This is a genomic window from Mesorhizobium sanjuanii, from assembly GCF_002529485.1.
GTDB classification, from domain to species: domain Bacteria; phylum Pseudomonadota; class Alphaproteobacteria; order Rhizobiales; family Rhizobiaceae; genus Mesorhizobium; species Mesorhizobium sanjuanii.
The window spans coordinates 49,101-75,006 of record NZ_NWQG01000046.1 but is presented as its reverse complement, the minus strand read 5'-3'; the positions used below and the strand labels follow the sequence as shown (position 1 = coordinate 75,006).

Here is a 25,906-nt window from a genome sequence, read left to right as displayed (position 1 = left end):
CATGCAATGACAGCAGTGCTGTCATTGCATGCATGCTACTTGTAACCTATGTTAGGTGGAAGGGGCAAACAATGAGCACCATAACAATCCGAAATTTAGACGACAGTGTGAAACAGGTGCTTCGCGAACGCGCTGCTGCTCGTGGGGTTTCTATGGAGCAGGAAGTGCGAGATTCGTTGCGTGATTTGACCATTCCAAAAACCAAGCTTGAGAGTGGAGCATGGCGGCTGAAAGCTTCTCGCGAAGAAATCTTGGCGCTAGGACGCAAGCTAGAACGTCCTTTTGATCTCAAAGCCATCAGTGATCATATGTGGGACGATGGACTTCTGTGACGGTCGCAGTCGATACCTCAGCTTTGATTGCCATCATTGGCGAAGAACCTGACGCAGCTGCGTTCATAGACGTTTTCGGAACTTCACCTGCCGCATTGATAAGCACTGCGACGTTGCTGGAGGCGCATTGTGTGGCGAGCCGATCAAGCGGAGGCGTCAATGCTAAAGAGTTCCAGATGCTCATAGACCATCTCGAACTGACGGTAGTTCCTTTTGATTTGGCGCAGCTTGAAGTCGCACGACTTGCCTACTCTCGCTATGGTCGCGGATCTCAACACCGTGCGGATCTTAACATGGGCGACTGCTTCGCCTACGCCTTGGCCAAGACACGAAACCTGCCGCTGCTTTTCAAGGGCAATGATTTCATCCATACCGATATCGAACCGGCGCTGAAGCCGGCATGACATCGGAAAGGAACTCGCATCGGGCATGACCCTCTCCGGCAAGCGCATCCTGCTCATCATCGGCGGCGGCATCGCCGCCTACAAGGCGCTCGACCTGATCCGCCGGCTGCGCGAACGGGGCGCTGCGGTGCGTGTCGTGATGACATCAGCCGCGCAGGAATTCGTCACCACACTCTCGGTCGGCGCGCTGTCCGCCGACCATGTCTTCACCGAGTTGTTCGATCGCCAAGACGAGCACGATGTCGGACATATCAGGCTGTCGCGCGAGGCCGACCTTGTGGTCGTGGCGCCGGCCACCGCCGACCTGATGGCGAAGCTCGCCAATGGCCATGCCAACGACCTGGCCTCGACCGTTCTGCTGGCCACCGACAAGCCGGTTCTGCTGGCGCCGGCCATGAATCCGAAAATGTGGTCGCATCCGGCGACCCGCCGCAATCGCGCGACGCTGGCCAAGGACGGCATCCCCTTCATCGGTCCGGTAAAGGGCGAAATGGCCGAAAGCAACGAGGCGGGCGAGGGCCGCATGGCCGAACCGCTGGAGATCGTTGCCGCCATCGAGACGTTGCTCGATACCAGGCCGAAGCCGCTTTCGGGCCGACGGATCATCGTCACCTCGGGGCCGACGCATGAGCCGATCGATCCGGTGCGCTACATTGCCAACCGGTCGTCCGGCAAGCAGGGCCATGCCATCGCGGCGGCACTTGCCAGGCTGGGCGCCGATGTGCGCCTCGTCTCCGGGCCGGTCTCGATTGCCGATCCGGCCGGCGTCACCACTGTGCATGTCGAAACCGCGGCCGAGATGCAGGCCGCGGTCGAAAGCTTGTTGCCAGCGGACGCGGCGGTCTTTGTCGCGGCGGTCGCCGACTGGCGCACCGCCGGTACGGCCGGCGAGAAGATCAAGAAGGTGGCGGGCGAGGGGCCGCCGGCGCTGCAGATGGTCGAGAACCCGGACATCCTGGCCGGGGTCGGCCATCACAAGCTGCGGCCGGGGCTGGTTGTCGGCTTTGCCGCCGAAACGCAGGATCTCATCCGCAACGCCGAGGCCAAGCTCAGGAAGAAAGGCGCCGACTTCATCGTCGCCAATGATGTGTCACATGAAAGTGGCGTCGGACCTTCGGGCGTCATGGGCGGCGACCGCAACAAGGTGCGGATCGTCTCCAAGACCGGCGTCGAGGAATGGCCGGAGATGACCAAGGACGAAGTGGCGGCGCGACTCGCCGCCCTGATCGCGGAACGGCTGAAGACGATTGTGGTCTGATTAGTCTATCCCGTCGCTTCCTGCGGCCTGCCTGTCACTGTCGCCAGCTTGAGCGCGGCAAGGCATCCCAAGATGCCGAGCGGCACGAAGGCAAGGAACAGCCAGCTTGCGACGTTCGCCGCCGCCTCGCGGTTGAGGCCGTCGGAAAAGCCGCTCGCATTGGCGATGATCCCGGCAAGCGCCGCGCCCACAGCATAACCGATACGCTGCATGGTCGGCACCGCGGCCGCGGCGATGGTCTGTTCACTTGCAGACGCCGATGCAACGACAACGCGTGTCATGAACGGCCAGGCGATGCCGAAGCCGCCACCTTGCAGCAGGGCGCAAAGCAGGATCAACGGGATGGAGCCCAATGGCACCGTGTAGGCGAAGCCGGCGACGCCCGCCGCGATCATCAGTGCGCCACAGACGATGATCGGCCGTTCGCGCTCCTGCGGCGCGTTGGCGACAAGGATCGACAGGATCGACCAGGCGATCGATTCGGTGGCGATGATGTAACCTGTGGTCAGCAGCGGGATGTCGTGCAGGCTGGTCAGCAGCAAAGGCCCGTAGACGCCGAAGGAGCAGGTCGCCACCGAGAAGGCGGCGACCATGGTCATGCCAGCGCCGACCGGCGAGCGCCAGGAAAACAGCGATGACGGGAAAAGCCGGGAGCCAGGCTTCAGGGCATCGATGCGAAAGAAGGCTGCAAGACCGACCAGGCCAAGGATCATCAGCAGCGACGAACGCAGCACGGCAATGTCGACGCCGGCCGCGGCGACCAGAACCACGCTGATGGCGAGACAGAAGAGTGCCGCGTAGGGGAAAGGCGGCGCCTTGCCCGACGTTGCGGGGCTTGCCGCCCCGGGCGTGTCGAGCACGATGAAACTCGCCAATGCCATGGCGCCGCCGCCAGCCGCGAAGATGCCGACGGCCCAGCGCCAGGACGAGATTTCGGTGACGATCGCGCCAAGCATCGGTCCACTGAAGGCGGCGACGCCCCAGATCGCCGACATGACGCCGAAGAGCTGCGGCCAGATGGCGCGCGGAAACAGCCGCTCGACCGAGATGAAGGCCAAAGACACCAATGCGCCGCCGCCAAGCCCCTCGACGACGCGGCCGCCGAGAAAGACAAGCATTGACGGCGCCAGCGCGCTGATCAGCGCGCCCGAAGCATAGAGCAGCGAGGCAACTATCATGTTGGTGCGCAGAGGCACGTAGCTCACCAGCCGGCCGGCAGCCGCTCCGGCAACGATGGCGCCGAGCTCGTAGACCGCCAGCGACCAGCCGACCAACTGCACGCCGGCCAGCTCGCTGACCATCGCCGGCGTCACTGTGGCCAGCATCGTCTCGTTGGTGGCGTAGAGAAGAATGCCGAGATTGATGAAACAGAAGCGCGCCAGATCGCCGCCTGCCCACAGCGCCCGCCAGTCCACCTTGTTGCTGCCGCCTGCGACCAATTCGACCTCCCGACCCTGCCAAAAAGCGCCGGAACGTCAGCGTCTGGGACGGCGCTCGGCTCTGGCCGGGAAGGCTTGTAGAACCTCAACCGCTGTTGAGCTCAAGCGTTATTTTACGCGTGGGCGATCCGCCTCGATCAGTCGGCCATGCTGCGCAACTGGAACTGGCTGACGCCGATGGCGATGTTGGCGCCGGTCTGTGTCTGCAGGCTGAGCGGCTGCAACGTGAAGGCCTGCGAGGAGCCGCCGACCAGCAGGTTGGCGCCGGCGCCGACCGCGGCCGTCACCTCGGCGCTGGCGCCGACATAATCGCCGGCCAGCGCGCCCGGCGCGTAGATGTTTTTCAGCGGCGTCAGCACCAGCCACTGCATCACGCTCTGTCTGGTGGTGCCGATGTCCAACCCGTATTTGTTGACGACGCCGAAATAGGCTTCCGGCGCAAACGTCTTGTCGGCGGGCGTGAAGGTGCAGCTCAGATCCTTGCTCGAGCCGAAAATGAAGCCGGTGCCGCCGCCGATGGCGCAATCCAGCACGCCAAGTTCGACGCCCTGATCGCGCGCATGGGCCTGACCTGCCCAGATGGCGACGATGGCAGAGGCGATGATGATTTTCCGCACGGCGGATCCCCCCAAAAAAACAACGGCGCGAAACAGTATCCTGTTCCGCGCCGTGAGTAGAGGGGGCGAATGTGCCCGCTTACTTGAAGGAGTGGATCAGCTCCAACGAGGCGACCGCCACCGCCAGGTTCACGCCAGTCTGCGCCTGGACGCTGAGCGGCTCCAGCATGAAGGCGCCGTCCAGTCCACCGACCAGGAGATTGGCGCCGCCGCCGGTCACGATGCTCGCCTCGGCGTTGACGCCATAATATCTGCCGGCAAGGTCGCCCTCGTCACGGCTGCGGGTGGCGGCCAGAACCGCCCATGCCAGTTGCCCCTGATGCGTCTGCCCGATATCGACGCCGAGCTTGGAGATCATCCCGGTGTACTTCTCGGACGGCCCGTGATCATAGGGGCGGAAGGTGCAGGACACGCCCTTGTTTGACGTGATGACATAGCCGGTGCCACCGTCGATGGTGCAATCAAGCGTGCCAAGCCTGAGAGTTCCGGCGTTGACGGGAACGGCAAGCAGGGTCGTGGCGAGCGCTGCGGCGCAGCCGATTTTCTTGATCATGGGGGAATCCTTTCGCAATTGCCTGGATTAAACGGTCGAATGCGTCGAGCGTTCCGCCGAAAACTTGGCGCGATCAAGGCAAGAGTTAATATGGCATTACCGATTGGCTTCGAAGCCATGTCAGGCGGTAGGCCTGCCACACATGGCTGGAACGCCGCCTTCGATCAGCCGGCGTTGGTCCGCGCCAGGCCATCCTTGGCCGGCTGGTAGGTCGGGTCGAGATGGACCGCTTCGCGGTAGGATTTGGCGGCTCTCGCCTTGTCGCCGCGCCGCTCGTAGATCAGCGCCTGATTGGACCAGGCTTCGGCGTTCTTGCCGTCGAGCTTGATGGCCATGTTGAAATCGGCGAAAGCGTTGTCCTCATCGTTCATGGCGAGGTAGGAGAGGCCGCGGCCGTTGTAGGGCTCGGCAGCGTCCGGCGACAGCGAGATGGCGGTCGAGAAATCCTCGATGGCGAAAGCGTGCTGGCCCTGGCTCTGATAGATCAGGCCGCGATTGTGGTAGGCGCGGGCATCGGTCGTGTCGAGCTGGATCGCCTTCTGGAAATCGTTGAAGGCTTCCTGAGTGCGGCCGGCCTTGCGGTAGAGGTTGCCGCGGCCGATATAGGCGGCGTCGTAGCTCGAATTGATCTGGATCGCGCGGTTGTAATCGGCAAGGGCGGCTTCCTGGTTGCCGAGGAAGCGCTGGATGAGGGCGCGGTTCGAATAGGCCTGGTAGAAATTCGGATTGAGCTGGATGGCGGTGTTGAAATCCTTCAGCGCCGCCTGATACTGGCCGCCGCGGCCATAGGCGGAGCCGCGCACATTGTAGCCTTCAGGATCCTGGGGATTGCGCTGGATGACGGCCGAGAGCGAGGAGATATTCTCGGTCGAGCCTTGCGCCTTGTCGATGTTGTTGAATTCGCCAGTCGGGGCCGTCTGACAGCCGGCCAGCGCCAGGCCGGAAAGCAGGGCTGCCGTCAGTGCAAAGCCGCGCAGTGCGGTTCGGCGCTCCACGGTAATTGCGTTCATGTCTGCTCTGTCCTTAACTGCCGCCGCGCCGTCAGGTCCGTTCTCCCCCTCCGAACCGGCCTTCTCCGAACTGGGTCGCATTCAAAACAAAAAGGTGGCGGCGATTCCGCATCGCGCCACCTTGGGTATCCTTCGAAAAGGACGAAAAATTGACGGTATCAGCGCGGCGGACGCGCTGCACCAGCGGCACCGGCCGCGACCGGGCGCGGCGTCATCGGCAGCAGGCCTTCGCGCTGGGCGCGCTTGCGGGCCAGCTTGCGGGCGCGGCGAACGGCTTCCGCCTTCTCGCGAGCGCGCTTCTCGGAGGGCTTCTCGTAATGTCCGCGCATCTTCATTTCGCGGAAGATGCCTTCGCGCTGCATCTTTTTCTTGAGCGCGCGAAGCGCCTGATCAACATTGTTGTCGCGAACGAGTACCTGCACGGGCAATCCTGTCTTTCGGGTTTGATATCAATAGGCAAGCGGCCATAGCCGAAAGCCTCCGCGGCGAATTACACCACGAATTGTGGCGGCTGATAGCAGAATCAGGGGGCTGTGTCCACAGCCAATGAAGGCCGGCTGCCAAAACCACCATCGATCGTCGTTAGACGACTTCTTGGCTGAGCTCTATGCCGTCGCCAAATGAAGCCGGGCGAAATCCTCGAAGAATTCGCCATAGTCGCAGGTTATTTCCTCGCCCGCCACGATATCGCGGGTGGCGGTCGCCCCGCCATATTGCGAAAAATCGGTGTTCGGCCGCTCGGCATGGTTCATGAAGCGTCCATTGTCGACTTCGTAGACCATGAAGCCCGGCCTGTCGGGACTTGGATAGGCGTATCTGTCGAGCAATTCCTTGAGATGCGGCGGTGCCGCCTCGTATTTTTCCATCGGGATCAGCCGGTCGAAGTCCGGATCGAGGCGCCAGATCGACGCTCCCTTCCGGATCGGTTCGGCGGCGAACACGCCGACGCCTTCGATTGCGCTCTGGGCAATATAGGTTCTGATCAGCAGCATGTTTCCGGCCCGTTTTCGACGAGAAAACGAAATCGTCAAATCGCAGCGAAAATCAAGGGCGGTCTTGCGACATTTCGGCTGATGTGTGCCGCGCCGCCGAACAGTTCACGTCCGGTTGATCGAGACGCCGCCGTCGGCAAACAGTGCGGTTCCGGTGGTGAAGCTCGACGCGGCGGAGGCAAGATAGAGTGCCGAGCGGGCGATCTCTTGCGGCTGCGCCATGCGCTTCAGGGCATGAATGCCTTCGACGAAAGCCCTGCCTCCGGCGTGGTCGTGGTGGCGCCCGGCGTGTCGGTGCCGCCGGGCAGCAATGCGTTGACCCGCAACCCTCGTGCTCCGTATTCGGCCGCCAACACCTGCGTCAGCCCGATCAGGCCGGCCTTCGCCGCGGCATAGGCTGCCATGCCCGGTATCCCGGCGGTTCGGCCGACGAAACTGGAGGTGAAGATCAGCGAGCCGCCACCGCGCTCCAGCAGTGCCGGCACCTGGTATTTGGCGCCGACAAAGGCGCCAGTCAGGTTGGTGTCGATGGTCTCGTGCCACGTCTTCAGCGACATGTCGGGAACCGGTCCCATCTGGCCGACCGAGCCAGCGTTGTTGAAGGCGATGTCGAGCCCGCCGAAGCTTTCGACAGCCAGGTCGACCAGGGCTTTCGCGTAGGCTTCATCCCTGACGTCGCCGGCGAGGGCGATTGCCGCGCCGTCGGCGTCCTCGATTTCAGCGACGAGTGCGTCAAGCTCCGCCTGGCGACGGGCAGCGACGACCACCTTGGCGCCTTCCTCGGCGAAGAGTTTTGCTGTGGCGCGGCCGATGCCGGAACTGGCGCCGGTGACGATGGCGACCTTGTTGGTCAGTGCGAGCATTTTCTGCATCCTTTTTATTCGCGCCAGCTTTGCCGGCAATCGGGATGTTGATCGCAGCTTAGGGCGGCGCGAGCCACCCGATACCTGCGAAGGCCTCATGACAGGAATTGATCGTTCATTGCTTCCGATGCGTCTTTTTCGTAACGGCGCAAAACGGCAAGCGCCGTCGCAAACAGCGCAAGGGTGGCAGCGCTGTTTCGCTAGTGATACACCTCGCGCGCCGAGGCTCGATTGGATGCCCGGCCGGTATCTGCGAGGCTTGAGCGTTGAAAAAATATTCGGTATTCGCCATCGCCCGCGAGGCCATGCGCGGCCACAAGGGCTGGGAAGAGCAATGGTCCTCGCCGGAGCCGAAGAAGGAATACGACGTCATCATCGTCGGCGCCGGCGGCCATGGCCTGGCCACCGCCTATTATCTCGCCTCGGTGCACGGCATCACCAATGTCGCGGTGCTGGAGAAGGGTTGGCTCGGCGGCGGCAACACCGGTCGCAACACCACCATCATCCGCTCCAACTATCTCTACGACGAGAGCGCCGGCATCTACGACCATGCGCTGAAGCTGTGGGATGGGCTGAGCCAGGAGCTCAACTACAACGTCATGTACTCGGCGCGCGGCGTCATGATGTTGGCCCACAATGTACATGACATCCAGGTGCTGAAGCGCCATGTGCATGCCAACCGGCTGAACGGCATCGACAATGAATGGCTGACGCCGGAGCAGGCGAAGGAATTCTGCCCGCCGCTGAACATCTCGAAGCAGGCGCGTTATCCCGTAGTGGGGGCTGCCTTGCAGCGCCGTGGCGGCACGGCTCGTCACGATGCGGTTGCCTGGGGCTATGCGCGCGGCGCTTCGGCGCGCGGCGTCCACATCATCCAGAATTGCGAGGTCACCGGTGTCAAGCGCGCGCCAAACGGCGCCGTCACCGGCGTCGACACGACGCGCGGCTTCATCGGCGCCAAGAAGGTCGGCGTCGTGGCGGCCGGCCATTCCTCCGTCATCATGAACATGGCCGGCGTGCGCATGCCGCTGGAAAGCTATCCACTGCAGGCGCTGGTGTCGGAGCCGGTCAAGCCGGTGGTGCCGTGCGTGGTGATGTCGAACACGGTGCACGCCTATATCTCGCAGTCCGACAAGGGCGAGCTGGTCATCGGCGCCGGCACCGACCAGTATGTCTCCTATTCGCAGACCGGCGGCCTGCACATATTGCAGCATACGCTCGACGCGATCTGCGAGATGTTTCCGATCTTCACGCGCATGAAGATGCTGCGCTCCTGGGGCGGCATCGTCGACGTGACGCCCGACCGCTCGCCGATCCTGGCCAAGACACCGGTGCCGGGCCTCTATGTCAATTGCGGCTGGGGCACGGGCGGCTTCAAGGCGACGCCGGGTTCGGGCCACGTCTTTGCCCACACCATCGCCAGGGACGATCCGCATCCGATCAACGCGCCCTTCACCATCGAACGCTTCCGCACCGGCCGCCTCATCGACGAGGCGGCGGCGGCGGCGGTGGCGCACTGATGATGGCCGAGGTCGCAGTGGCGATGCCGTTGCTGCTCGCGGGCGAGCAGGGCCTGTTTCATTTTCCCTCGGTGGAAGAGGTGCGCCTGCAGCCGATCAGCCGCGCCGAGAACGAGACCGGATGGCCGTTTTCCGTCGACGCGGGCGTGCTCGCCTGTGTCTGGAGCGGCGGCCAGAAGGTGGTCACCTTCCTGGAAAACCGGCCGGCCGAACTTGAGGATGACCAGACGTTCCAGCCACGCCACGTCATCGTGACCACCGACCCGTTGCAACTCACGATCGGCAACATGGCTGATCGCGACCTTTTCCGCCCGGCGGCAAGTGTCGAGGAACGCATCCGGCTGGTCGCGCCCTTCGCGATGCTCGGCCAGCGGCTTTGCGACCAACCGGCCGGCGCCCATGTCGGCCACGGCGAATTGTAGGAAACACCATGCTTCTCATCCGCTGCCCCTATTGCGAGGAAGAGCGTCCGGAACTCGAATTCCGCAATGCCGGCGAAGCGCATATCGCGCGTTCGGCTGATATTGCCGGCGAGAGCGATGACGACTTCGAAAAGTTCTTCTTCATCCGCTCCAACCCCAAGGGCATCATCTATGAGCGCTGGCGGCACATGCATGGCTGCGCGCGCTTCTTCAACGCCGTGCGCGACACCGTCAGCGACAAGTTCCTGATGACCTACAAGGCCGGCGAGCCGAAGCCTGTGAAGCTGCCGGGAGTTGCCAAATGAGCGGCGCGTTCCGCATTTCCGCCGCCGGGCGTCTCAGCCAGGCAAAGACGGCGCGCTTCAGCTTCGACGGCCAGTCCTATTCCGGCATCGAAGGGGACACGCTGGCCTCGGCACTGCTTGCCAACGGCGTTCATCTGGTCGGCCGTTCGTTCAAATACCACCGGCCGCGCGGCTTCCTGTCGGCCGGCGCCGAGGAGCCCAACGCGCTGGTCGAGATCAAGCGCGACGCGGCGCGCAAGACGCCGAATGTGCGGGCGACCGTCCAGGAGCTCTATGACGGACTCACCGCGCAATCGCAGAACCGCTGGCCGTCGCTAGCCTTCGACGTCGGAGCGGTAAACGACATCGCCTCGCCGCTGTTTTCGGCGGGTTTCTACTACAAGACCTTCATGTGGCCGAAGGCGGCCTGGAAGAACCTTTACGAGCCGAAGATACGGGCGGCAGCCGGCCTTGGCGTCGCGCCCGACCAGCCCGACTCCGACCACTATTCGGCGCGCTACGCGCATTGCGATGTGCTGGTGCTGGGCGGCGGTGCTGGCGGCATTGCGGCCGCACTTGCGGCGGCCGAGACCGGCGTGCGCGTCATCCTTGCCGACGAGCAGGTGGAATTCGGCGGCAGCTTGCGTTTCGAGAGTGGTGCTGGGATCGACGGCCAGGACGGCTTTGCCTGGGCGCAAGCGGCGATCGCCAGGCTCAAGGCGTTAGACAATGTCCGCGTGCTGTCGCGCACGACTGCCTTCGGCTATTACGCGCAGAACTTTGTCGGGCTGGTCGAGCGGGTCAGCGATCATCTGCAAAATCCGGGCCGCGACCTGCCGCGCGAGCGGCTGTGGCAGGTTCGCGCCAAACGCGTGGTGCTGGCGACGGGCGCCATCGAGCGCCACATGGTATTCGCCGATAATGACCGGCCGGGCATCATGCTGGCATCGGCCGCGCGCACCTATCTCAATCATTACGGCGTCGCCGTCGGCAGGAATGTCGGCGTCTACACGGCCAATGATTCCGCCTATGCCGCGGCGATCGACCTGAAGAAGGCCGGCGTCAACGTGGCGGCCATCGTCGACCTGCGCGACAATCCGACCGGGCCGGTGATCGACGAGGCGAGGGCGCTCGGCATCGAGATCAATTTCGGCCGCGCGGTGATCCGCGCCGGCGGCAAATTGCGGGTGACGTCGATGACCGTGCAGCCAAAGAATGGCGGCGGCGAGCGCACTATCGCCGTCGACGCGATCCTGATGTCGGCCGGCTGGACGCCATCGGTGCATCTGTTCTCGCAATCGCGCGGCAAGGTCGCCTTCAACGACGAAACCAAGCGCTTCGTGCCTGGCACCTATGCGCAGGACTGCGTCTCCATTGGCGCCTGCAACGGCACCGACGGGCTTTCGGCGACGATCGACGAGGCCTATGCGGCGGGCGCCAAGGCGTCGAAGGATGCCGGCGCCAAGGCCGCCAAGGGCACGAAACCGAAGGTCGACGCCAGCGAAAGCTGGTCGCGCGGCATGCTGGGTGCAGCACCCGGCGCCGGGCCGGACACGACGGTCAAGGCCTTTGTCGATTTCCAGAACGACGTCACCGCCAAGGATATCCGCCAGGCGGTGCATGAGGGCATGCACTCGATCGAGCACGTCAAGCGCTTCACCACCAACGGCATGGCGACCGACCAGGGCAAGACCTCCAACATGCATGGCTTGGCGATCGCCGCCGAAACACTCGGCAAGCCGATCCCGCAAGTCGGGCTGACGACGTTCCGGGCACCCTATACGCCCGTCACCTTCGGTTCGATCGTTGGGCACGCGCGCGGTCCGCTCTTCGATCCGACCCGCAAGACGGCGATCCACCCATGGGCCGAGGCCCAAGGTGCTGTCTTCGAGGATGTCGGCCAATGGAAGCGCGCCTGGTATTTCCCCAGGGCGGGCGAGGACATGCACGCCGCCGTCGACCGCGAATGCGTCACCGTGCGCAAGACGGCCGGACTGTTCGACGCCTCGACGCTGGGCAAGATCGAGGTGGTCGGGCCGGATGCGGCGAAGTTCATGGAGTTGCTCTACACCAACCCCTGGGAGAAGCTCGAGCCCGGCCGCTGCCGCTATGGCATCATGCTGCGCGAGGACGGTTTCATCTATGATGACGGCGTCGTCGGCAGGCTGGCGCCGGACCGCTTCCATGTGACGACGACGACCGGCGGCGCGCCGCGCGTCATGAACCATATGGAGGATTATCTCCAGACCGAGTTCCCGCATCTCAATGTCTGGCTGACCTCGACCACCGAACAATGGGCCGTCATTGCGGTGCAGGGACCCAGATCGCGGGACATCATCGCGCCGCTGGTCGAAGGCATCGACATGTCGGACGAGGCGCTGCCGCATATGTCGGTGCGCGAAGGCAGGATCTGCGGCGTGCCGACAAGGCTGTTCCGCATGTCGTTCAGCGGCGAGCGCGGCTTCGAGGTCAATGTGCCGGCCGACTACGGCCAGGCAGTCTGGGAGGCGCTGTGGGCCGAAGGCCAGAAGCATGGGGCGACCGCCTATGGCACCGAGGCGATGCACGTGCTGCGCGCCGAAAAGGGCTATATCATCGTCGGCCAGGACACCGACGGCACGGTGACGCCGAACGATGCCGGTCTCGACTGGGCGGTGGGCAAGAAGAAGACCGACTTCGTCGGCATCAGGGGCATGGCGCGACCCGATCTCGTCGCCAAGGGCCGCAAGCAGCTTGTCGGCCTGAAGACCAAGGATCCGAAAGTGGTGCTGGAAGAAGGTGCGCAGGTCGTCGCGGATCCGAAGCAGGCGGTCCCGATGACAATGATCGGCCATGTGACATCCAGCTATTGGTCGGAAAATTGCGGCCGCTCGATCGCGCTGGCGCTGGTCGCTGGCGGCCGTGATCGAATGGGCGAGACATTATACGTGCCGATGCCGAACGAGGTGATCGAAGTGGAGGTCACCGGCATGGTGTTCTTCGACGAGAAGGGGGAGCGCCTCAATGGCTAAGGCCGCCACCAGGAAAACCGCCGCCGCGGCGCCGTCGGCCGAACGCCGCGCCGCGCTCGCTGGTCAGGAACTTTCCGCCACCGGCGTTAGGCTTGCCGTGCTGCCGTCGGCGGAGCGCATCTCGCTGCGCGCGCCTGAGGCCTCCGTGGCGGCGCTTTCGAAGGCGCTTGGCGTGACCTTGCCACGCAAGCCGAAGACCTCGGCGTCCAAGGCAGGGCGCACGGCGCTGTGGCTTGGACCGGACGAATGGCTGATCATCGACGAGGCCGGAAAGGATCCGCTGGCCGATTGCGCTAAGGTAACTGCGTTGCATTCGGCGGTCGGCATCTCGCATCGCAACGTCGCCATTTCCGTCACCGGCCCGGCTTCTGCCGAGGCGGTCAACTCAGGCTGTCCGCAGGATCTGTCGCTCGACGCCTTTCCGGTGGGGGCGGCGTCGCGCACCATCCTGGGCAAGGTCGAGATCGTGCTGCTGCGCACCGCCGAGGACGCGTTCCGGGTCGAATGCTGGCGTTCCTTCTCCGACTATGTCTTTACTTTCCTGTCGGAGGCGGCAGGCGACGCGGCAGCGTGAGCCAGGAACATTCGTCGCGCCGGATCGTTTGCCAGAGCAAGTTCCATCCCGGTAAGAATCGGGATGGAACTGCATTTTTTGTTGGAGCATGATCTTTCCGAAAACCGGATTCCACTTTTCGGGATCATGCTCTGGTCGAGGGAGAGTGCCGATGCCGTCGAAACCCGCGCCAAAATCACAGGCTAAAAAGACGTCGGCCGTGCGCTCGCTCGAACATGAGAGACGTCTCGATGTGAGTGCGGAAGAGGAACTCGAGGAAGGTCTCGAGGATACGTTTCCGGCCAGCGATCCGGTGTCGATCACCTCGACGTCCATTTCCGGCGCTCCCGCAAGACCGGGCAAAGCCAAGACGGTAGCGGGGATGAAGAGGCGCAAGAAATAGTCCGTCTGGCGTGGCGAAGCTGTACTTCGGTGGTCAAGAAAACGGGCGGCCAGAATTTCTTGCCGCCCTTTTCATCATAACGAAGTCGTCATAACCGTTCGGGTCGGTTCCCGACCTTAGAACGTGCTGGGCACGATCCACGGATTGACGTAGATACCGGGCTTTTGGCCCTCGCGGTCAACCGAGCCGGTCTTGGTCGTGGCGCCAGCTTTTTTGACCGAGCCGGTCGCGACGCAATCGAGCTTCACATTGGCGTTGGTGTGGATGCAGGCCGCTGCCGGCGCCTGCTTGGCCGGCTGGTTGCCGGCGAAGGCGGCGCCCGAGAAAACAAGCAGGGCAGTGAGGGTGAGAATTGCCTTTTTCATCATCTGTCTCCAGTCAAATCTTTCCGTACGTGTACGACACGACGTACAGATACGCCTGAAGACGTAGGACTTCAAGCAAGGAATCGTACACGTACGATCAAATTTTCTTAAAAAGCCAAGAAGCCGCACGGCAAGGTGCCGTCAGGTCAAACTGTTCAGGAATGCAGTCAGCGGTTGGGCGGTGTTTCAGTCAGCGGCGGCATATCTTGCGTCATCAGACCGGCGAGCGCGAAATCGCACATTCGCTTTACGAAAGCCTGGGGGTCGCCGAAGGGATAGAAGGGGAAGGTGATCAGCAGCGAGATCGTGCCATGGCCGACCGCCCACAGCGTTGTAGCGATGGCGCGTGGATCGCCTTTGAGCTTGCCGGCGGCAACGCAGGCTTCGACCCTGCTGATCAGCACCTTCATGGCCGGGTTGCTTTCATGCACTTCGACGAAGGTCTTGCCCTCCGGCGGCCTGGTCTTTTCGGTCATGAATACGGTGCGGTACTCGTTGGGATTGCCAAGCCCGAAGGCGGCATATTCGGTCATGACCGCTTGCAATGCCTCGATCGGATCGTCTGACGGGTGCTCCTCGATGCGCCGGGCAAGCGTCTCGAACGCGTCCTCGGCCAGCGCGAACAAAATGTCCTGCTTGTCGGCGAAATAGGAATAGACCGACATCGGCGCATAGCCGACGCGCTTGGCCAGCTTGCGGATGGTGAGGCCCTCATAGCCTTCTTCCTGGACAAGCTTGTGCGCCGCCGCGACAAGTTCGGCGCGCAGTTCAGCCTTTTGTTTCTCGCGGCGTGTCTGGACGCTCAGCGGCAATTTTTCCTGCCTTCGGTTGTTGGTGGCCGGCAAAATTATATACGCTGTACGGAATCGGACAACCCGGTATCAAACCGGCTTTACGGCACAGCGGATGGCCATGCCGCTCGGACGCCATTTTTCCCGGACATCGATTGCTGCATTATCGAGACGTTCAAACCGCCTCCGGTTGGCGTTCGATCAGCGTCAACGTCAACCAGCGGGCGGTCAGCGCCGGCTTTTTCGAGCCTTCGATCTCGATGGTCACGTCATGCGCCGTCTGCACCCAGCCCGACGGCCTGACCTTGACGTCGGCGAGCACGAAACGGGTGCGGATGCGCGAGCCGGTCTTCACCGGGGCGAGGAAGCGCAATGAATCGAAGCCGTGGTTGACGCCCATCTTGCTGTTTTCGAGCGGCGGCATGGTCTCGAAGGTCATCGCCGACAACAGCGACAGCGACAGGAAGCCATGCGCGATGGTGCCGCCGAACGGCGTTTCGCGCCTGGCGCGCTCCGGATCGCAATGGATGAACTGGTGATCGTCGGTGGCGTCGGCGAACTGATCGATCATGCGCTGCGAGACCACCCGCCACGGCGACACGCCGACTTCCTTGCCGACGCTGGCCAGAAGCACATCGAGACTGATCGGTTCCACGCTGATGTCCTCCATTTCAGCCGCCCGGGCGGCTTCATTCCTTGAACAGTGTCAGCCCATGCTGCACCGACTGCCCGCCGTCGATCGGCAGGATGGCGCCGGTGACATAACTGCCAGCACGGCTGCACAAATAGAGCGTTGCGCCGGCAATGTCATCCCGTGTGCCGATGCGCCCGATCGGAACATGGTCGCCGACATGCTTCACCTGTTCCTCGGTCGCGGTGGCGAAGGCGGTCATCCGGCTCTGGAAGGGACCGGGGGCAAAGGCGTTGACGGTGATGTGGCGCGCGGCAAACTCGATCGCCAGCGTGCGGGTCAGATGGTGAACCGCAGCCTTCGAGGCCGTGTAGGAATAGGCGTCGTCGGCAAGCGGCTGGGTGCCCATCACCGAGCCCAGATTGATCACCCTTGCCGGATCGGCCTCGCTGGCGGCGGCATCGAGCAGCGGCAGAAGCTCGCGCGTCAGATGGAAAACGGCGGTGACGTTGACGCCGAACACCTTGGCCCAGGCGTGGTAAGGGAAGTCCTCCAGCGGCGCGCCCCAGGAGACGCCGGCATTGTTGATCAGTATGTGCAGCCGAGCGGTCCGCGCTTTCACCTCGGCGACGAGCGCGGCGATGCCGGCCTCGCTGGAAACATCGCCGGCAAAGCCCTCGGCCCGGCCGGCGGCGCCGAGGCCGTTCAATTCGCCGGCGACCCTGAGGCAGTCCTCGCCCTTGCGCGAGGCGATCATCACACTGGCGCCGGCCCGGACCAGGGCGGTCGCCGCCATACGGCCGATACCAGTCGCGGCGCCTGTCACCAGCGCGGTCTTGCCGGCGACTGAAAACAGCTCGTCCAGATAGCTCATTCGCAACTCCTGCCGTCCTCTCGCCAAACGCATGAGGCCGTGTTGACAAGGCTACCCGAAGTACGGTCATCCTTGCCACGGGTAAAGGGCCCAAGTGTCGTGGGAGGGTAAGAGCGATGGACGTTCCATCCGAAATGAAAGCCCTCCTGCTCGTCGGCGACGGCTACGCCAGGACACCCTCCGCAAGCGCGCTGGAGGCGATGGAACCCTATGTGCAGCCGGGGGTGATCGCGGTGCCGCCGCCCGGCCAAGGCCAGGTGCTGATCAAGGTCAGCCTCGCCTCGATCAACCCGTCCGACATCGCCTTCATCAAGGGCCAATATGGCCAGCCGCGCGTCAAGGGCCAGCCGGCCGGTTTCGAGGGCGTCGGCACAGTCGTTGCCAGCGGCGAAGAGCCTTACCCGAAGAGCCTGATCGGCAAGCGCGTCGCCTTCGCCACCGGCGTCAGCAATTGGGGCTCATGGGCCGAATACGCCGTCGCCGAGGCGGTCGTCTGCATCCCGCTGCTCGATACGGTCCGCGACGAGGACGGCGCGGCGATGATCGTCAATCCGCTCACCGCGCTCGCCATGTTCGACATGGTCAAGCAGGAAGGAGAGAAGGCCTTCATCATGACCGCCGGCGCCAGCCAGCTCTGCAAGCTGATATCGGGCCTGGCCAGGGAGGAAGGGTTCCGGCCGATCGTCACGGTGCGCCGCGACGAGCAGATCGCGCTTCTGAAGGAGATCGGCGCCGCCCATGTGCTCAACGAGAAGGCGCCGGACTTCAAGGCCGCACTGCGCGAGGTGATCACGGCCGAGCAGCCGCGCATATTCCTCGACGCGGTGACCGGGCCGCTGGCTTCGACCATCTTTGACGCCATGCCGAAGCGTTCGCGCTGGATCGTCTACGGGCGGCTGGACCCGGACCCTACGGTGATCCGCCAACCCGGGCAACTGATCTTCCAGCACAAGCGTATCGAGGGGTTCTGGCTCGTCGAATGGATGCGCCAGATCCGCGACCGCCGCGGACTGGCGGTGATGGAGGCGCAGCAGCGCTTTTCCGATGGGCGCTGGTCGACCGACGTGACGGCGGTCGTGCCGCTGGCCGAGGCAATGGGGGGCGTACCTGCCGAACTGGCCAAGCCGAATGGCAAGGTGTTCATCAAGCCGTAGATCGCCTACTCCGCCGGCTCGATATTGGCGTAGGCGGCTTCCTCGAGTTCGCGCTTCAGCCGGCTCTCTTCTTCCACCTTCGGCGTGACGAAGCGGCCGAGCAGCAGATAGGCGACCGGGGTGAGGAACAGCGTCGAGACGGTGGCAAGGCCGAGCCCGCCGACGATCACCCAGCCGAGCGCGATGCGCGCCTCGGCGCCGGCGCCGCTGGCCAGCACCAGTGGCACGCCACCGAGCACGGTGCAGATCATCGTCATCATCACCGGCCGCAGCCGGATGATGGAGGCCTGCTCGATCGCCTCGCGCACGCCGAGCCCGCGGTCGCGCAACTGATTGGCGAACTCGACGATCAGGATGCCGTTCTTGGCCATGACGCCGACCAGCAGCACAAGGCCGATCTGGCTGTAGGCGTTGAGGCTGGTGCCAGTGAGCAAAAGGGCAAAGACCGCGCAGGCAAGGCCGAGTGGCACCGTCGCCATGATGATGATTGCGCTGACAAAGCTCTCGAACTGGGCGGCGAGCACCAGAAGGATGATGACCAGCGCGAAACCGAAGATGGTGATCATGGCGCTGTTGGTTTCGCCGAGCGTCGCGGCCTCGGCCAGCGGCAGGATGCGGCTGCCCGGCGGCAGCAACGGCGTGGCGATCTCCTCGGCGCGCGACAGCGCCGAGCCAAGCGCGAAATCGCCGCCAAGGTTCGAGGTGATCGCCACCGACGGCTGCTGTTGCTCGCGCGTCAGCGACGGCGGCACGGCGCGCTCGGTCAGCGTGGCGATGGTCGACATCGGCACGAAGCGGCCGTCACCCGTCTTCAGGAAGACGTTTTCCAGATCGGTCGGATCGTTGATCGGGTTGGTGGTCGAGACCAGCTTCACCCCGTAGCTGCGATCGGCGATATAGACGTCGACGACGTCATTGCCGTCGAGCATGGCCTGCATGGTGTCGGCAAGCCCGGTGATGTCGACGCCGAGATCGGAGGCGCGTTCGCGGTCGATGGCGACGGCCAGCTGCGGCTGCGTCGGATCGACGGAGAGGCGCGGCGACTGGAAGCGCGGATCCTTCTGCATCTCGGCGATGATATTGACGGCGGCGTCGCCGAGCGCCTTGCGATCGTTGCCGACCAGCGCGAATTGCAGGCCGTTGCCGGCACCACGGATGCCGAGGCTGTTGGGCTGTATCGGGAAGACGCGCACGCTCGGCACCTGTTTGGTGAGCCGGCTGATGTCGGCCATGATCTCTTGCTGGCTGCGCGTGCGCTCTTCCCACGGCGCCAGCGTCATCACCATGAAGCCGCTATTGTATTCGCCGCTCCAGCCGGCGCGCTCGAAGGTGTTGAGGATTTCGCCGGAATCGCGCAGCGGCTGGATCAGTTTTTCGATCTTCTGCAACTGCTGCGTCGTGTAGTCGAGGCTGACGCCTTGCGGAGCGTTGACGCGCAAGAGCACGACGGCGCGGTCCTCGGTCGGCGTCAGTTCCTGTCGGATGGTGCCGAACAGCGTGAAGGCGGTGGCCGCGAACAGTGCCGCGACCAGAAGCACGATCCACGGCGCGTCGAGGCAGGCACGCAGGCAGCGCCGGTAGAGCGCGTTCAGCGCGCCGCCGACGCGGGCGCCGACGCCGATGCCGCCTTCGCGGCGAAGCGGCGCGGCCGACAGCATGCGTGAGGCAAGCATTGGACAAAGGGTCAGCGCCACGACGGAAGACAGAAGCACCGATATGGCGAGCACGAAGCCGAATTCGCGGAACAGGCCGCCGGTCTGGCCGGGCAGAAAGGAGATCGGCACGAAGACGGCGACCAGCGTCAGCGTCGTGGCAATGACGGCGAAGAACACTTCCTGGGCGCCGAGCACGGCTGCGGCGCGTGGCCCCATGCCTTCGTTGCGTCGTCGCACGATGTTTTCCAGAACGACGATCGCGTCGTCGACGACCAAGCCTGTCGCCAGCACCAAAGCGAGCAGCGTCAATATGTTGATCGAGAAGCCGGCGAGATAGATGGCGGCGATCGTGCCGATCATGGCGACCGGCATCGCAAGCCCCGGAATGAGCGTCGCGCGCCAATCGAGGAGAAACACGTAGATGACGATCAGCACGATGGAGACGGACAGACCGAGCGCGATCTCGACCTCATGCACAGCGCCGTTGACGAAAACCGCGTCGTCGCTGGTGACCTTGATCGACATGCCCTGGGGCAGGTCCGCCTGCAGCTTGGCGACGGCGGTCCTCACTCCGTTCGAAATGTCCAGCGTGTTCGATTCCGCCTGGCGAATGATGCCGAGGCCGATGCCGGTCTTGCCGTTCGAACGCAACGTGGTCTGGCCGATGTCGGGGCCGAGCGTGACAGTGGCGACGTCGCGGATGCGCGTCTTGCCGCCGATGATGATGATGTTCTCGAACGCCTCCGGCGTGGTCACGTCCGCCGTCGTGCGCACGATGAGATCCTGGTCGGTCGTGGTGATCGAGCCGGCCGGCGAATCGAAGGCGACCGAGGCAAGTGCGGCCCTCAGATCGGCGACGGTGAAGCCGAGGCTCGCCAGCTTGGTCTGGTCGACGTCGATGCGGAAGATCTTGTCGCGGTCGCCATAGACCTGGACGTCCGCAACGCCGGGCACGGCGGCAAGCGTGTCCTCGATCTGGTCCTGGACCACAACCGTCATGTCCTGCACCGACATGGTGTCGGAGGTGACGGCCAGCCGCATCACCGCATCCGAATTGGCGTCGGCCTTGACGATGCGCGGCGGATCCGCCGTGTCCGGCATCTGGTTGGCGACACGGCCGACGGCATCGCGCACATCGGAAGCGGCGACATTCAAGTCGACACCGTCGTTGAACTCTATTGTGACGCGGCTGGAGCCGAAGGAGGACGTCGAAGAGATCGATTTGACGCCGGAGACGCGGCCGACCGCCCCCTCGATCACGTCGGTCAGTTCGCGGTCGACGGTTTCGGACGCGGCGCCTTCGAAAGTGGTGGAAACGGTGATGACGGCACGATCGACATCGGGCAATTCGCGAACCTCGACGCCATAGAAGGCGGCAAGGCCGGCAACCGCGATCAATGTGTTCAGCACGAAGGCCATCACCGGCCTGCGGATGAACAGGGCGGTGAAGCCGGTCTCGCTGCCGCTGTTGACGGCCCCGGTCATGAGCCTTCAGCGTCGGCGGCGCGCTGTTGCTCGCCGGCGATGCGGACCTCGCCGCCTTCGCTGACGCTTTGGGTACCCTCGGTCACCACCATGTCGCCGCTGACGATCGGTGCGTCGATCAGCACGGTCTCGGTGTTGCGCTGGATGACGCGCACGGCAACGCGCTTGGCCTTGCCGTCCTCGATCGCCCAGACATAGGCGCCGTCCGATCCCCACTGGATCGCCAGCGGGCTGACCGCGGGATAGCTGTCGCCGGGGAACTTCATGGTGATCTGGAAGGACATGCCGGCGCGCAGCGAATCGGCAGGATTGGCGATCGTCGCCTTGACCAGAAGGGTGCGGCTGGTTTCGTCGATATGGTTGTCGATGGCCGAGACCGTGCCGGCATAAGCGTTGTTGGGATTGGCGATCGGCGTCGCCGACAATTGTGCGCCGACCTTGACGGCGGCGGCGAAGCGCTCCGGCACCCAGAAATCGACGAGTATGCTGGAGCGGTCGTCAAGGGTGGCGATCGCCGACTGGCTGGTCACGTAATTGCCGGCCGATATCGGCAGGATGCCGACAGTGCCTGATATCGGCGCAACGATCGAACGGCGCTGCAAGGCCAGTTCCGCATCGCTGAGCGCCAGTTTGGCATTGGCCAGCACCACCTCGGCATCGGCGACGGCGACTGCTGTCGCGGCATTGGAAGCCCTGAGCGACTTGACCCGATCGAGCTTGGCCTGTGCGTCCTGCAAGGCAAGCTTGGCCCGGTTCTGGGCGATCACTTCGGTGTCGGAGTCGAGGGTGGCGATGATCTCGCCCTTCTCGACATGGGCGCCGGACTTGACCAGGAATTCGACGAGACGGCCGGAACTATAGGGATTGACCGTCACCGACGCGTTGGCGCGGCCGGTGCCGATCGCCTGCAGACGGTCGTTGATGACAGCCTTCGACGCCGGCAAGGCGACGATGGTTGCCAACTGACCGGCGCCATTGCGGCCCTCTGCCCGCCTGGCGTTGGCGACTGCGCCCGTCTCGGCCGGGGGCGTCGCGGCATAAGCCCAGTCGATGCCCCAACGCGCCAGCACATCCGGCGCGCCGGGAAAGAAGCGAACCCAGGCGGCAGCCGCCGCCACGAGGATCACAAGCGCGAAGATTAACTGTTTCCAGGCGGCCATCGGCACTCCGGTTGGCAAAAACGTCTACCGGTTTCCCCAAGCATAAAAACGCAGCGACGCACCCGGTACGTGCGAAGCCGCGCTGATATCATGGCTTTATGGCAATTCTGCCGCTGCCATGCACATTAAATCTGTGTAACGTTGGCAGAACTACGCTTGGGTCAAAACGCGATCAGCTGGCTGCCGCAATGGCCGAAATCTGTGGGCTGTCGCCATTCGTCTCGTCGATAGCGAACGAGCAAGCTGGGGCAAGGGAGTTCGATACGGCTGTTCGACTGCGATTGGGCGCGGCGTAGGATGGAACTCATCGTACGACTTGGTCAGCGTTGGGTATGCACAGCCTATGTATTCCAGCACGAAATTGTGCATCACGCCAGGTCCAGGGGGATGAATGGCAGCGCCGATCAATATCGATTCCTATAGCGATGCGCTTGTCGTGCTTGGGACGGCGGGCATTGTTGTTCCATTGGTGCGGCGCTTTGGGTTTAGCTCCGTGCTCGGCTACATGGCGGCTGGGGCGCTCCTTGGTCCACTGGGCCTGGGTTCGCTCATCAACGCATTTCCGTTCTTGTACTGGGTCACCGTCGTCGATGCCAAAAACGTTGCCGGTATCGCCGAACTCGGCGTGGTGTTCTTGCTCTTCATTCTCGGCATGGAACTATCCTACGAACGTTTGAAAACCATGCGCCGCCTGGTGTTCGGGCTCGGAAGCCTGCAGGTCATCTTTTCCGCCACCGTGATCGGCGGCATCGCGGCCCTGGCCGGCAACCCACCGACCGTATCGATCATCCTCGGCGCCTGCCTTGCCTTGTCCTCGACCGCGATTGTCATCGATGTGCTTTCCCACCAGGGCCGGCTTGCCACAATTGCCGGCCGAGCCAGTTTTGCCGTGCTCCTGGCGCAAGACCTGGCCGTGATTCCGATCCTGCTCTTTATCTCCATTCTAGGTGGCGACACGAGCAGCTCGGTCACGGCCAACCTCGCGCTCACCCTCTTGCATGCGACGCTTGCGGTTGCGGCGATCGCTATCGTCGGGCGTCTGTTCCTGCGGCCCCTTTTCCGATTGGTGGCCTCCGCCGGAACCAACGAAATGTTTGTGGCCGCGACGTTGCTTGTGATTATCGGTACCGGGGTCGCGGCCGCGCTGGCCGGACTGTCCATGGCGCTGGGGGCGTTCATCGCGGGGTTGCTGCTCGCCGAGACCGAATTTCGCAAGGCGATCGAAACAACCGCCGGTCCTTTCAAGGGGCTGCTGCTTGGTGTGTTCTTCTTTACCGTCGGCATGAACATCGATGTCCGCGAGCTTGCTCGCGAGCCATTCTGGCTTCTTGCCTCTGTCGTCGGCCTCATCGGCATCAAGGTCGTCCTGCTCACCGGCCTCGCCCGGATGTTTCGCTTGTCGTGGCCTGTAGCGATCGAAACAGGCCTGCTCCTTGGTCCAGGCGGCGAATTCGCATTCGTTGGCATTGGCATGGCAACCACGCTCGGCCTTGTCAGTTCCAACGTCTCGGGCTTCATCTTGACGGTGACATCGATCACGATGACGCTCATTCCGGTGCTGGATCTGGTCGCGCGGCGATTGACGCCGAGGTTCCGGGAACCCAGGGCGCTCGACCCGGAACTGACCGTTGCACCAAGCGGCGCCGCCGGACATGCAATCGTCATAGGGCACGGCCGGGTCGGGCAAGTCGTCTGCTCGCTGCTGGATCGGCACAGCTATCGCTATATCGCAGTGGACAATGACGCAGCCGCGGTCCCGGCATACCGGCGACGCGGGCGAGAGGTCTATTACGGCAACGCGACAGAGCCGGAATTCCTGAAGAGCTGTGGTCTGATGGACGCCAAAGCCGTCATCGTAACGGTTGCCGGGCAGGCCGATATCGACGAAATCGTAAGACAGGTACGTGCCCTGAGAACGGACATCGTCATCGTCTCGCGCGCCCGCGATGCTGGCCACGCGCGTCACCTCTATGCGATCGGCGTGACCGACGCCGTGCCTGAAACGATCGAGGCAAGCCTGCAGCTGTCGGAAGCGGCGCTGATCGGATTGGGGCAGGCGGCAGGGCCGGTCATTGCTTCGATCCATGAGAAACGCGATGAATTTCGGCGCGAGTTGCAGGAGGCAGCGGCACGGAACGCAAGCGGATCCACGCATTCGATCCGCCCAAAAAGATCCCGATTGCCATGAGAGCGGTCCGGGGACGGACAAACCATGGCATTATCCGTTCAGGATCGTCGGTGTGAATTCGGCCCAGCGCGCACGAGCTTCCGCTTGGGCGGCGACCCCTTTCGTTCAAAGTGATCGGGTTTCGACCCTACCGCAGGCCTTCCAGCTCACGGATGCGTTTGGCGCCGTCGGCTTCGAGCTGCCGGGTGACGGCGCCGATCAGCGTTTCGGCAACGACGAAAAGCGCCGCCGAGGAATCCCAGGCCGAGGGCACGGCGGTGCGACCGGCGATGACATGGCGGGCGAAGCGGGCGATCGGCGACAGCCACTGGTCGGTGAACAGCACGATCTGCACGCCGCGCTGATGAGCCGTCTCGGCGAAACGGACCAGGCTGTCCTGGTAGCGCCTGATGTCGAAAATCACCAGCACGTCGCGCTTGCCCATGTCGATCAGCCGGTCGCGCCAGACGCTCTCCTGCCCGGTGAGGTGGAAGACGTTGGGCTGGACGATGGCGAGGTGGGCGGCCATGTAGCAGGCAAGCGGATCGGTGAAGCGGCCGCCGATCAGGAATGTCTTGCCGCGCCGGTCGGCAAGCCTTGCGGCGATGTCGGCAAGCTGCTTGTCGGACAGGTGCCTGAACGTCTCGCGCAAATTGTCGAGCGTCGCCTCCAGCATTGGCGACACCGCGCCGCCGTTCTGCGACGGCGTATTGAGCGTCCGCGACGCCGGCGACTGCAATTGCGCCGCCAGTTCGTTCTGAAGCGTCGACTGGAATTCCGGATAGTGCTGGAATCCGAGCCTGGCGACGAAGCGCAGGATGGTCGGCGAGGAGACGCCGGCGGCAGCCGAGAATTCGGCGACCGTCTTCAGGCCGATCAGCGGATAGTTGGCGATCAGCGTCTGTGCCGCGCGCCGCTCGCCTGCCGGCATCGCGCCGATGCGGTCCGAGATCAGTTCGGCAATGCTGGATATCATCATTTTCCACCCTGGCCGTTTTGCCGAAATCGCATTTGACCCGAATTCGCGTTTGACCCGAATTCGCGTTTGACAAAGCCGGTCAAACTGTATGAAATCATCCACAGGGACGCAATGATGCAAAATACGTAACATACGATACAGCGCTCCCCGGGGACAGCAGACAATGGAGACAGCACGGCCCGCCAGCCTTGCATCGCCTGAAACCGTGAGGGTGACAAACCCTGGCGGATCGAGCCCCTTCGTGCTGACCTGCGACCACGCCTCCAACTTCCTGCCGCCCGAATTCGGAACGCTCGGCCTTGCCGCCGAGCAGCTTTGCCGTCACATCGCCTGGGATCCCGGTGCGCTGCCGGTCGCCAGCCACATGGCCGAGGCGCTCGATGCGACGCTGGTCGAAACCCGTATTTCCCGCCTTGTCATCGACTGCAACCGCCCGCTCAATGCGCCGGACCTGGTGCCGCCGGTCAGCGAAACCACGGTCATTCCCGGCAATGCCGGCCTGTCGGAAAAACAGCGCGCGGCGCGCATCGCCTTGTCGTGGCAGCCCTTCCATGACGCGGTCGAGCGCATCGTCGACAACAGGCTGGCGCGCGGACTGGAGACCCGGCTGGTATCCGTCCATTCCTTTACTCCGGTCTACAAGGGCAAGAGCCGGCCCTGGCATGTCGGCATCATCCATGACGAGGATCGCCGGTTGGCGTCTCTGCTGATTGCCGCGCTGCGGCGGCTCGACGGCGTGAATGTCGGCGTCAACGAGCCCTATTCGCCGGCCGACCGTGTCTATTTCACGCTGGAGCGGCACGCACGCTCGCGCGGCCTGCCATGCGCGATGATCGAAATCCGCAACGACGAGATAGCCGACGAAGCCGGGCAGCGGAAGTGGGCGGCGCGGCTATCAACGATCCTGGCCAATTCAGTGCTGGACGGTGAGGTCTCGAATGCAGTCGCCTGAACGCCCGTGGAGAACCGAATGGCGGACCGCCG

The 25,906-nt window shown here is 63.7% G+C and carries 25 protein-coding genes and 1 pseudogene; 12 read left to right on the top strand and 14 right to left on the bottom strand.

What is annotated here, in order from left to right:
• The first annotated feature begins 71 nt into the window (after positions 1-71).
• From CN311_RS09115 to coaBC, 3 genes are read left to right on the top strand one after another with little or no spacing between them, the layout of a single operon-like run.
• Positions 72-332, top strand: a complete 261-nt coding sequence (locus tag CN311_RS09115) for a FitA-like ribbon-helix-helix domain-containing protein (RefSeq protein ID WP_097573009.1) — start codon at positions 72-74, stop codon at positions 330-332.
• Complete coding sequence (locus tag CN311_RS09110; protein WP_097572986.1) at positions 329-736, top strand: type II toxin-antitoxin system VapC family toxin; 408 nt, start codon at positions 329-331, stop codon at positions 734-736. The genes CN311_RS09115 and CN311_RS09110 overlap by 4 nt, the downstream gene beginning before the upstream one ends.
• Before the next feature lie 25 nt (positions 737-761).
• On the top strand, positions 762-1,994 hold the full coding sequence (gene coaBC, locus CN311_RS09105; RefSeq protein WP_097572985.1) for a bifunctional phosphopantothenoylcysteine decarboxylase/phosphopantothenate--cysteine ligase CoaBC: 1,233 nt from the start codon (positions 762-764) through the stop codon (positions 1,992-1,994).
• Between the two features lie 5 nt (positions 1,995-1,999).
• On the opposite strand, the gene CN311_RS09100 is transcribed toward coaBC, so the two are convergent.
• From CN311_RS09100 to CN311_RS09070, 7 genes and pseudogenes are all read right to left on the bottom strand, one after another.
• Entirely contained in the window at positions 2,000-3,433 is a 1,434-nt protein-coding gene (locus CN311_RS09100) for an MFS transporter (RefSeq protein WP_097572984.1), read from the bottom strand.
• A gap of 137 nt (positions 3,434-3,570) precedes the next feature.
• Positions 3,571-4,050: a DUF992 domain-containing protein gene (locus CN311_RS09095; RefSeq protein ID WP_097572983.1), complete on the bottom strand. Its 480-nt coding sequence runs from the start codon at positions 4,048-4,050 to the stop codon at positions 3,571-3,573.
• A 79-nt stretch (positions 4,051-4,129) separates the two neighbouring features.
• The gene (locus CN311_RS09090) at positions 4,130-4,603 is read right to left on the bottom strand and encodes a DUF992 domain-containing protein (protein ID WP_097572982.1); all 474 of its coding nucleotides are present in this window, start codon (positions 4,601-4,603) and stop codon (positions 4,130-4,132) included.
• A 164-nt stretch (positions 4,604-4,767) separates the two neighbouring features.
• Complete coding sequence (locus CN311_RS09085) at positions 4,768-5,613, bottom strand: tetratricopeptide repeat protein (protein WP_097572981.1); 846 nt, start codon at positions 5,611-5,613, stop codon at positions 4,768-4,770.
• A 158-nt stretch (positions 5,614-5,771) separates the two neighbouring features.
• Positions 5,772-6,035: a 30S ribosomal protein S21 gene (gene rpsU, locus CN311_RS09080; RefSeq protein WP_008874389.1), complete on the bottom strand. Its 264-nt coding sequence runs from the start codon at positions 6,033-6,035 to the stop codon at positions 5,772-5,774.
• A gap of 183 nt (positions 6,036-6,218) precedes the next feature.
• A complete protein-coding gene (locus tag CN311_RS09075; protein ID WP_097572980.1) occupies positions 6,219-6,605 on the bottom strand; it encodes an SET domain-containing protein in 387 nt (128 codons plus the stop codon).
• Positions 6,606-6,710: 105 nt separating this feature from the next.
• Positions 6,711-7,468: pseudogene (locus CN311_RS09070) on the bottom strand (SDR family oxidoreductase).
• Positions 7,469-7,734: 266 nt separating this feature from the next.
• On the opposite strand from CN311_RS09070, the gene CN311_RS09065 reads away from it, so the two are divergent.
• The 6 genes from CN311_RS09065 to CN311_RS09040 all read left to right on the top strand — a co-directional run bounded on the left by CN311_RS09065 (position 7,735) and on the right by CN311_RS09040 (position 13,661).
• Complete coding sequence (locus tag CN311_RS09065; protein WP_097572979.1) at positions 7,735-8,988, top strand: sarcosine oxidase subunit beta; 1,254 nt, start codon at positions 7,735-7,737, stop codon at positions 8,986-8,988.
• Positions 8,988-9,410: a hypothetical protein gene (locus CN311_RS09060; protein WP_097572978.1), complete on the top strand. Its 423-nt coding sequence runs from the start codon at positions 8,988-8,990 to the stop codon at positions 9,408-9,410. Before CN311_RS09065 ends, CN311_RS09060 begins: the two co-directional genes overlap by 1 nt.
• An 8-nt stretch (positions 9,411-9,418) precedes the next feature.
• Positions 9,419-9,715, top strand: coding sequence for a sarcosine oxidase subunit delta (locus tag CN311_RS09055; RefSeq protein ID WP_097572977.1), 297 nt, complete (start codon positions 9,419-9,421; stop codon positions 9,713-9,715).
• Complete coding sequence (locus tag CN311_RS09050) at positions 9,712-12,705, top strand: sarcosine oxidase subunit alpha (protein ID WP_097572976.1); 2,994 nt, start codon at positions 9,712-9,714, stop codon at positions 12,703-12,705. Before CN311_RS09055 ends, CN311_RS09050 begins: the two co-directional genes overlap by 4 nt.
• Positions 12,698-13,279: a sarcosine oxidase subunit gamma gene (locus tag CN311_RS09045; protein ID WP_097572975.1), complete on the top strand. Its 582-nt coding sequence runs from the start codon at positions 12,698-12,700 to the stop codon at positions 13,277-13,279. Before CN311_RS09050 ends, CN311_RS09045 begins: the two co-directional genes overlap by 8 nt.
• 151 nt (positions 13,280-13,430) lie before the next feature.
• Positions 13,431-13,661 carry a hypothetical protein gene (locus CN311_RS09040; protein ID WP_097572974.1) on the top strand — a complete coding sequence of 77 codons (231 nt, stop codon included), beginning with the start codon at positions 13,431-13,433 and terminating at the stop codon, positions 13,659-13,661.
• A 116-nt stretch (positions 13,662-13,777) separates the two neighbouring features.
• Here the strand turns inward: CN311_RS09040 and CN311_RS09035 are convergent, their stop codons facing one another.
• The 4 genes from CN311_RS09035 to CN311_RS09020 form a co-directional block, all read right to left on the bottom strand.
• The gene (locus CN311_RS09035; RefSeq protein WP_097573008.1) at positions 13,778-14,026 is read right to left on the bottom strand and encodes a DUF680 domain-containing protein; all 249 of its coding nucleotides are present in this window, start codon (positions 14,024-14,026) and stop codon (positions 13,778-13,780) included.
• 167 nt (positions 14,027-14,193) lie between these two features.
• A complete protein-coding gene (locus CN311_RS09030) occupies positions 14,194-14,838 on the bottom strand; it encodes a TetR/AcrR family transcriptional regulator (protein ID WP_097573007.1) in 645 nt (214 codons plus the stop codon).
• A gap of 154 nt (positions 14,839-14,992) precedes the next feature.
• A complete protein-coding gene (locus CN311_RS09025; protein ID WP_280954029.1) occupies positions 14,993-15,487 on the bottom strand; it encodes a MaoC family dehydratase in 495 nt (164 codons plus the stop codon).
• 19 nt (positions 15,488-15,506) lie between these two features.
• The gene (locus CN311_RS09020; RefSeq protein WP_097572973.1) at positions 15,507-16,322 is read right to left on the bottom strand and encodes an SDR family oxidoreductase; all 816 of its coding nucleotides are present in this window, start codon (positions 16,320-16,322) and stop codon (positions 15,507-15,509) included.
• A 116-nt stretch (positions 16,323-16,438) separates the two neighbouring features.
• On the opposite strand from CN311_RS09020, the gene CN311_RS09015 reads away from it, so the two are divergent.
• Positions 16,439-17,476: a zinc-binding dehydrogenase gene (locus CN311_RS09015; RefSeq protein ID WP_097572972.1), complete on the top strand. Its 1,038-nt coding sequence runs from the start codon at positions 16,439-16,441 to the stop codon at positions 17,474-17,476.
• A 5-nt stretch (positions 17,477-17,481) separates the two neighbouring features.
• On the opposite strand, the gene CN311_RS09010 is transcribed toward CN311_RS09015, so the two are convergent.
• Positions 17,482-20,616: an efflux RND transporter permease subunit gene (locus CN311_RS09010; RefSeq protein ID WP_097572971.1), complete on the bottom strand. Its 3,135-nt coding sequence runs from the start codon at positions 20,614-20,616 to the stop codon at positions 17,482-17,484.
• The gene (locus tag CN311_RS09005) at positions 20,613-21,776 is read right to left on the bottom strand and encodes an efflux RND transporter periplasmic adaptor subunit (protein WP_097572970.1); all 1,164 of its coding nucleotides are present in this window, start codon (positions 21,774-21,776) and stop codon (positions 20,613-20,615) included. The genes CN311_RS09010 and CN311_RS09005 overlap by 4 nt, the downstream gene beginning before the upstream one ends.
• A 391-nt stretch (positions 21,777-22,167) precedes the next feature.
• Here CN311_RS09005 and CN311_RS09000 point away from each other — a divergent pair, with 391 nt between their 5' ends.
• A complete protein-coding gene (locus CN311_RS09000) occupies positions 22,168-23,964 on the top strand; it encodes a cation:proton antiporter domain-containing protein (protein WP_097572969.1) in 1,797 nt (598 codons plus the stop codon).
• Positions 23,965-24,091: 127 nt separating this feature from the next.
• Here CN311_RS09000 and CN311_RS08995 read toward each other — a convergent pair whose 3' ends face one another.
• Positions 24,092-24,919: a MurR/RpiR family transcriptional regulator gene (locus CN311_RS08995; protein ID WP_097573005.1), complete on the bottom strand. Its 828-nt coding sequence runs from the start codon at positions 24,917-24,919 to the stop codon at positions 24,092-24,094.
• A gap of 166 nt (positions 24,920-25,085) precedes the next feature.
• Here CN311_RS08995 and CN311_RS08990 point away from each other — a divergent pair, with 166 nt between their 5' ends.
• Complete coding sequence (locus CN311_RS08990; RefSeq protein ID WP_097572968.1) at positions 25,086-25,874, top strand: N-formylglutamate amidohydrolase; 789 nt, start codon at positions 25,086-25,088, stop codon at positions 25,872-25,874.
• Positions 25,875-25,906 lie beyond the last annotated feature (32 nt).

Excerpts from the sequence above, each read along its gene's own strand:
- CN311_RS09115 (WP_097573009.1), top strand. The coding sequence starts at position 72 with ATGAGCACCATAACAATCCGAAATTTAGACGACAGTGTGAAACAGGTG.
- coaBC (WP_097572985.1), top strand. The coding sequence starts at position 762 with ATGACCCTCTCCGGCAAGCGCATCCTGCTCATCATCGGCGGCGGCATC.
- CN311_RS09090 (WP_097572982.1), bottom strand. The coding sequence starts at position 4,603 with ATGATCAAGAAAATCGGCTGCGCCGCAGCGCTCGCCACGACCCTGCTT.
- CN311_RS09085 (WP_097572981.1), bottom strand. The coding sequence starts at position 5,613 with ATGAACGCAATTACCGTGGAGCGCCGAACCGCACTGCGCGGCTTTGCA.
- CN311_RS09075 (WP_097572980.1), bottom strand. The coding sequence starts at position 6,605 with ATGCTGCTGATCAGAACCTATATTGCCCAGAGCGCAATCGAAGGCGTC.
- CN311_RS09060 (WP_097572978.1), top strand. The coding sequence starts at position 8,988 with ATGATGGCCGAGGTCGCAGTGGCGATGCCGTTGCTGCTCGCGGGCGAG.
- CN311_RS09055 (WP_097572977.1), top strand. The coding sequence starts at position 9,419 with ATGCTTCTCATCCGCTGCCCCTATTGCGAGGAAGAGCGTCCGGAACTC.
- CN311_RS09050 (WP_097572976.1), top strand. The coding sequence starts at position 9,712 with ATGAGCGGCGCGTTCCGCATTTCCGCCGCCGGGCGTCTCAGCCAGGCA.
- CN311_RS09045 (WP_097572975.1), top strand. The coding sequence starts at position 12,698 with ATGGCTAAGGCCGCCACCAGGAAAACCGCCGCCGCGGCGCCGTCGGCC.
- CN311_RS09040 (WP_097572974.1), top strand. The coding sequence starts at position 13,431 with ATGCCGTCGAAACCCGCGCCAAAATCACAGGCTAAAAAGACGTCGGCC.
- CN311_RS09035 (WP_097573008.1), bottom strand. The coding sequence starts at position 14,026 with ATGAAAAAGGCAATTCTCACCCTCACTGCCCTGCTTGTTTTCTCGGGC.
- CN311_RS09025 (WP_280954029.1), bottom strand. The coding sequence starts at position 15,487 with ATGGAGGACATCAGCGTGGAACCGATCAGTCTCGATGTGCTTCTGGCC.
- CN311_RS09020 (WP_097572973.1), bottom strand. The coding sequence starts at position 16,322 with ATGAGCTATCTGGACGAGCTGTTTTCAGTCGCCGGCAAGACCGCGCTG.
- CN311_RS09015 (WP_097572972.1), top strand. The coding sequence starts at position 16,439 with ATGGACGTTCCATCCGAAATGAAAGCCCTCCTGCTCGTCGGCGACGGC.
- CN311_RS09010 (WP_097572971.1), bottom strand. The coding sequence starts at position 20,616 with ATGACCGGGGCCGTCAACAGCGGCAGCGAGACCGGCTTCACCGCCCTG.
- CN311_RS09005 (WP_097572970.1), bottom strand. The coding sequence starts at position 21,776 with ATGGCCGCCTGGAAACAGTTAATCTTCGCGCTTGTGATCCTCGTGGCG.
- CN311_RS09000 (WP_097572969.1), top strand. The coding sequence starts at position 22,168 with ATGGCAGCGCCGATCAATATCGATTCCTATAGCGATGCGCTTGTCGTG.
- CN311_RS08995 (WP_097573005.1), bottom strand. The coding sequence starts at position 24,919 with ATGATATCCAGCATTGCCGAACTGATCTCGGACCGCATCGGCGCGATG.
- CN311_RS08990 (WP_097572968.1), top strand. The coding sequence starts at position 25,086 with ATGGAGACAGCACGGCCCGCCAGCCTTGCATCGCCTGAAACCGTGAGG.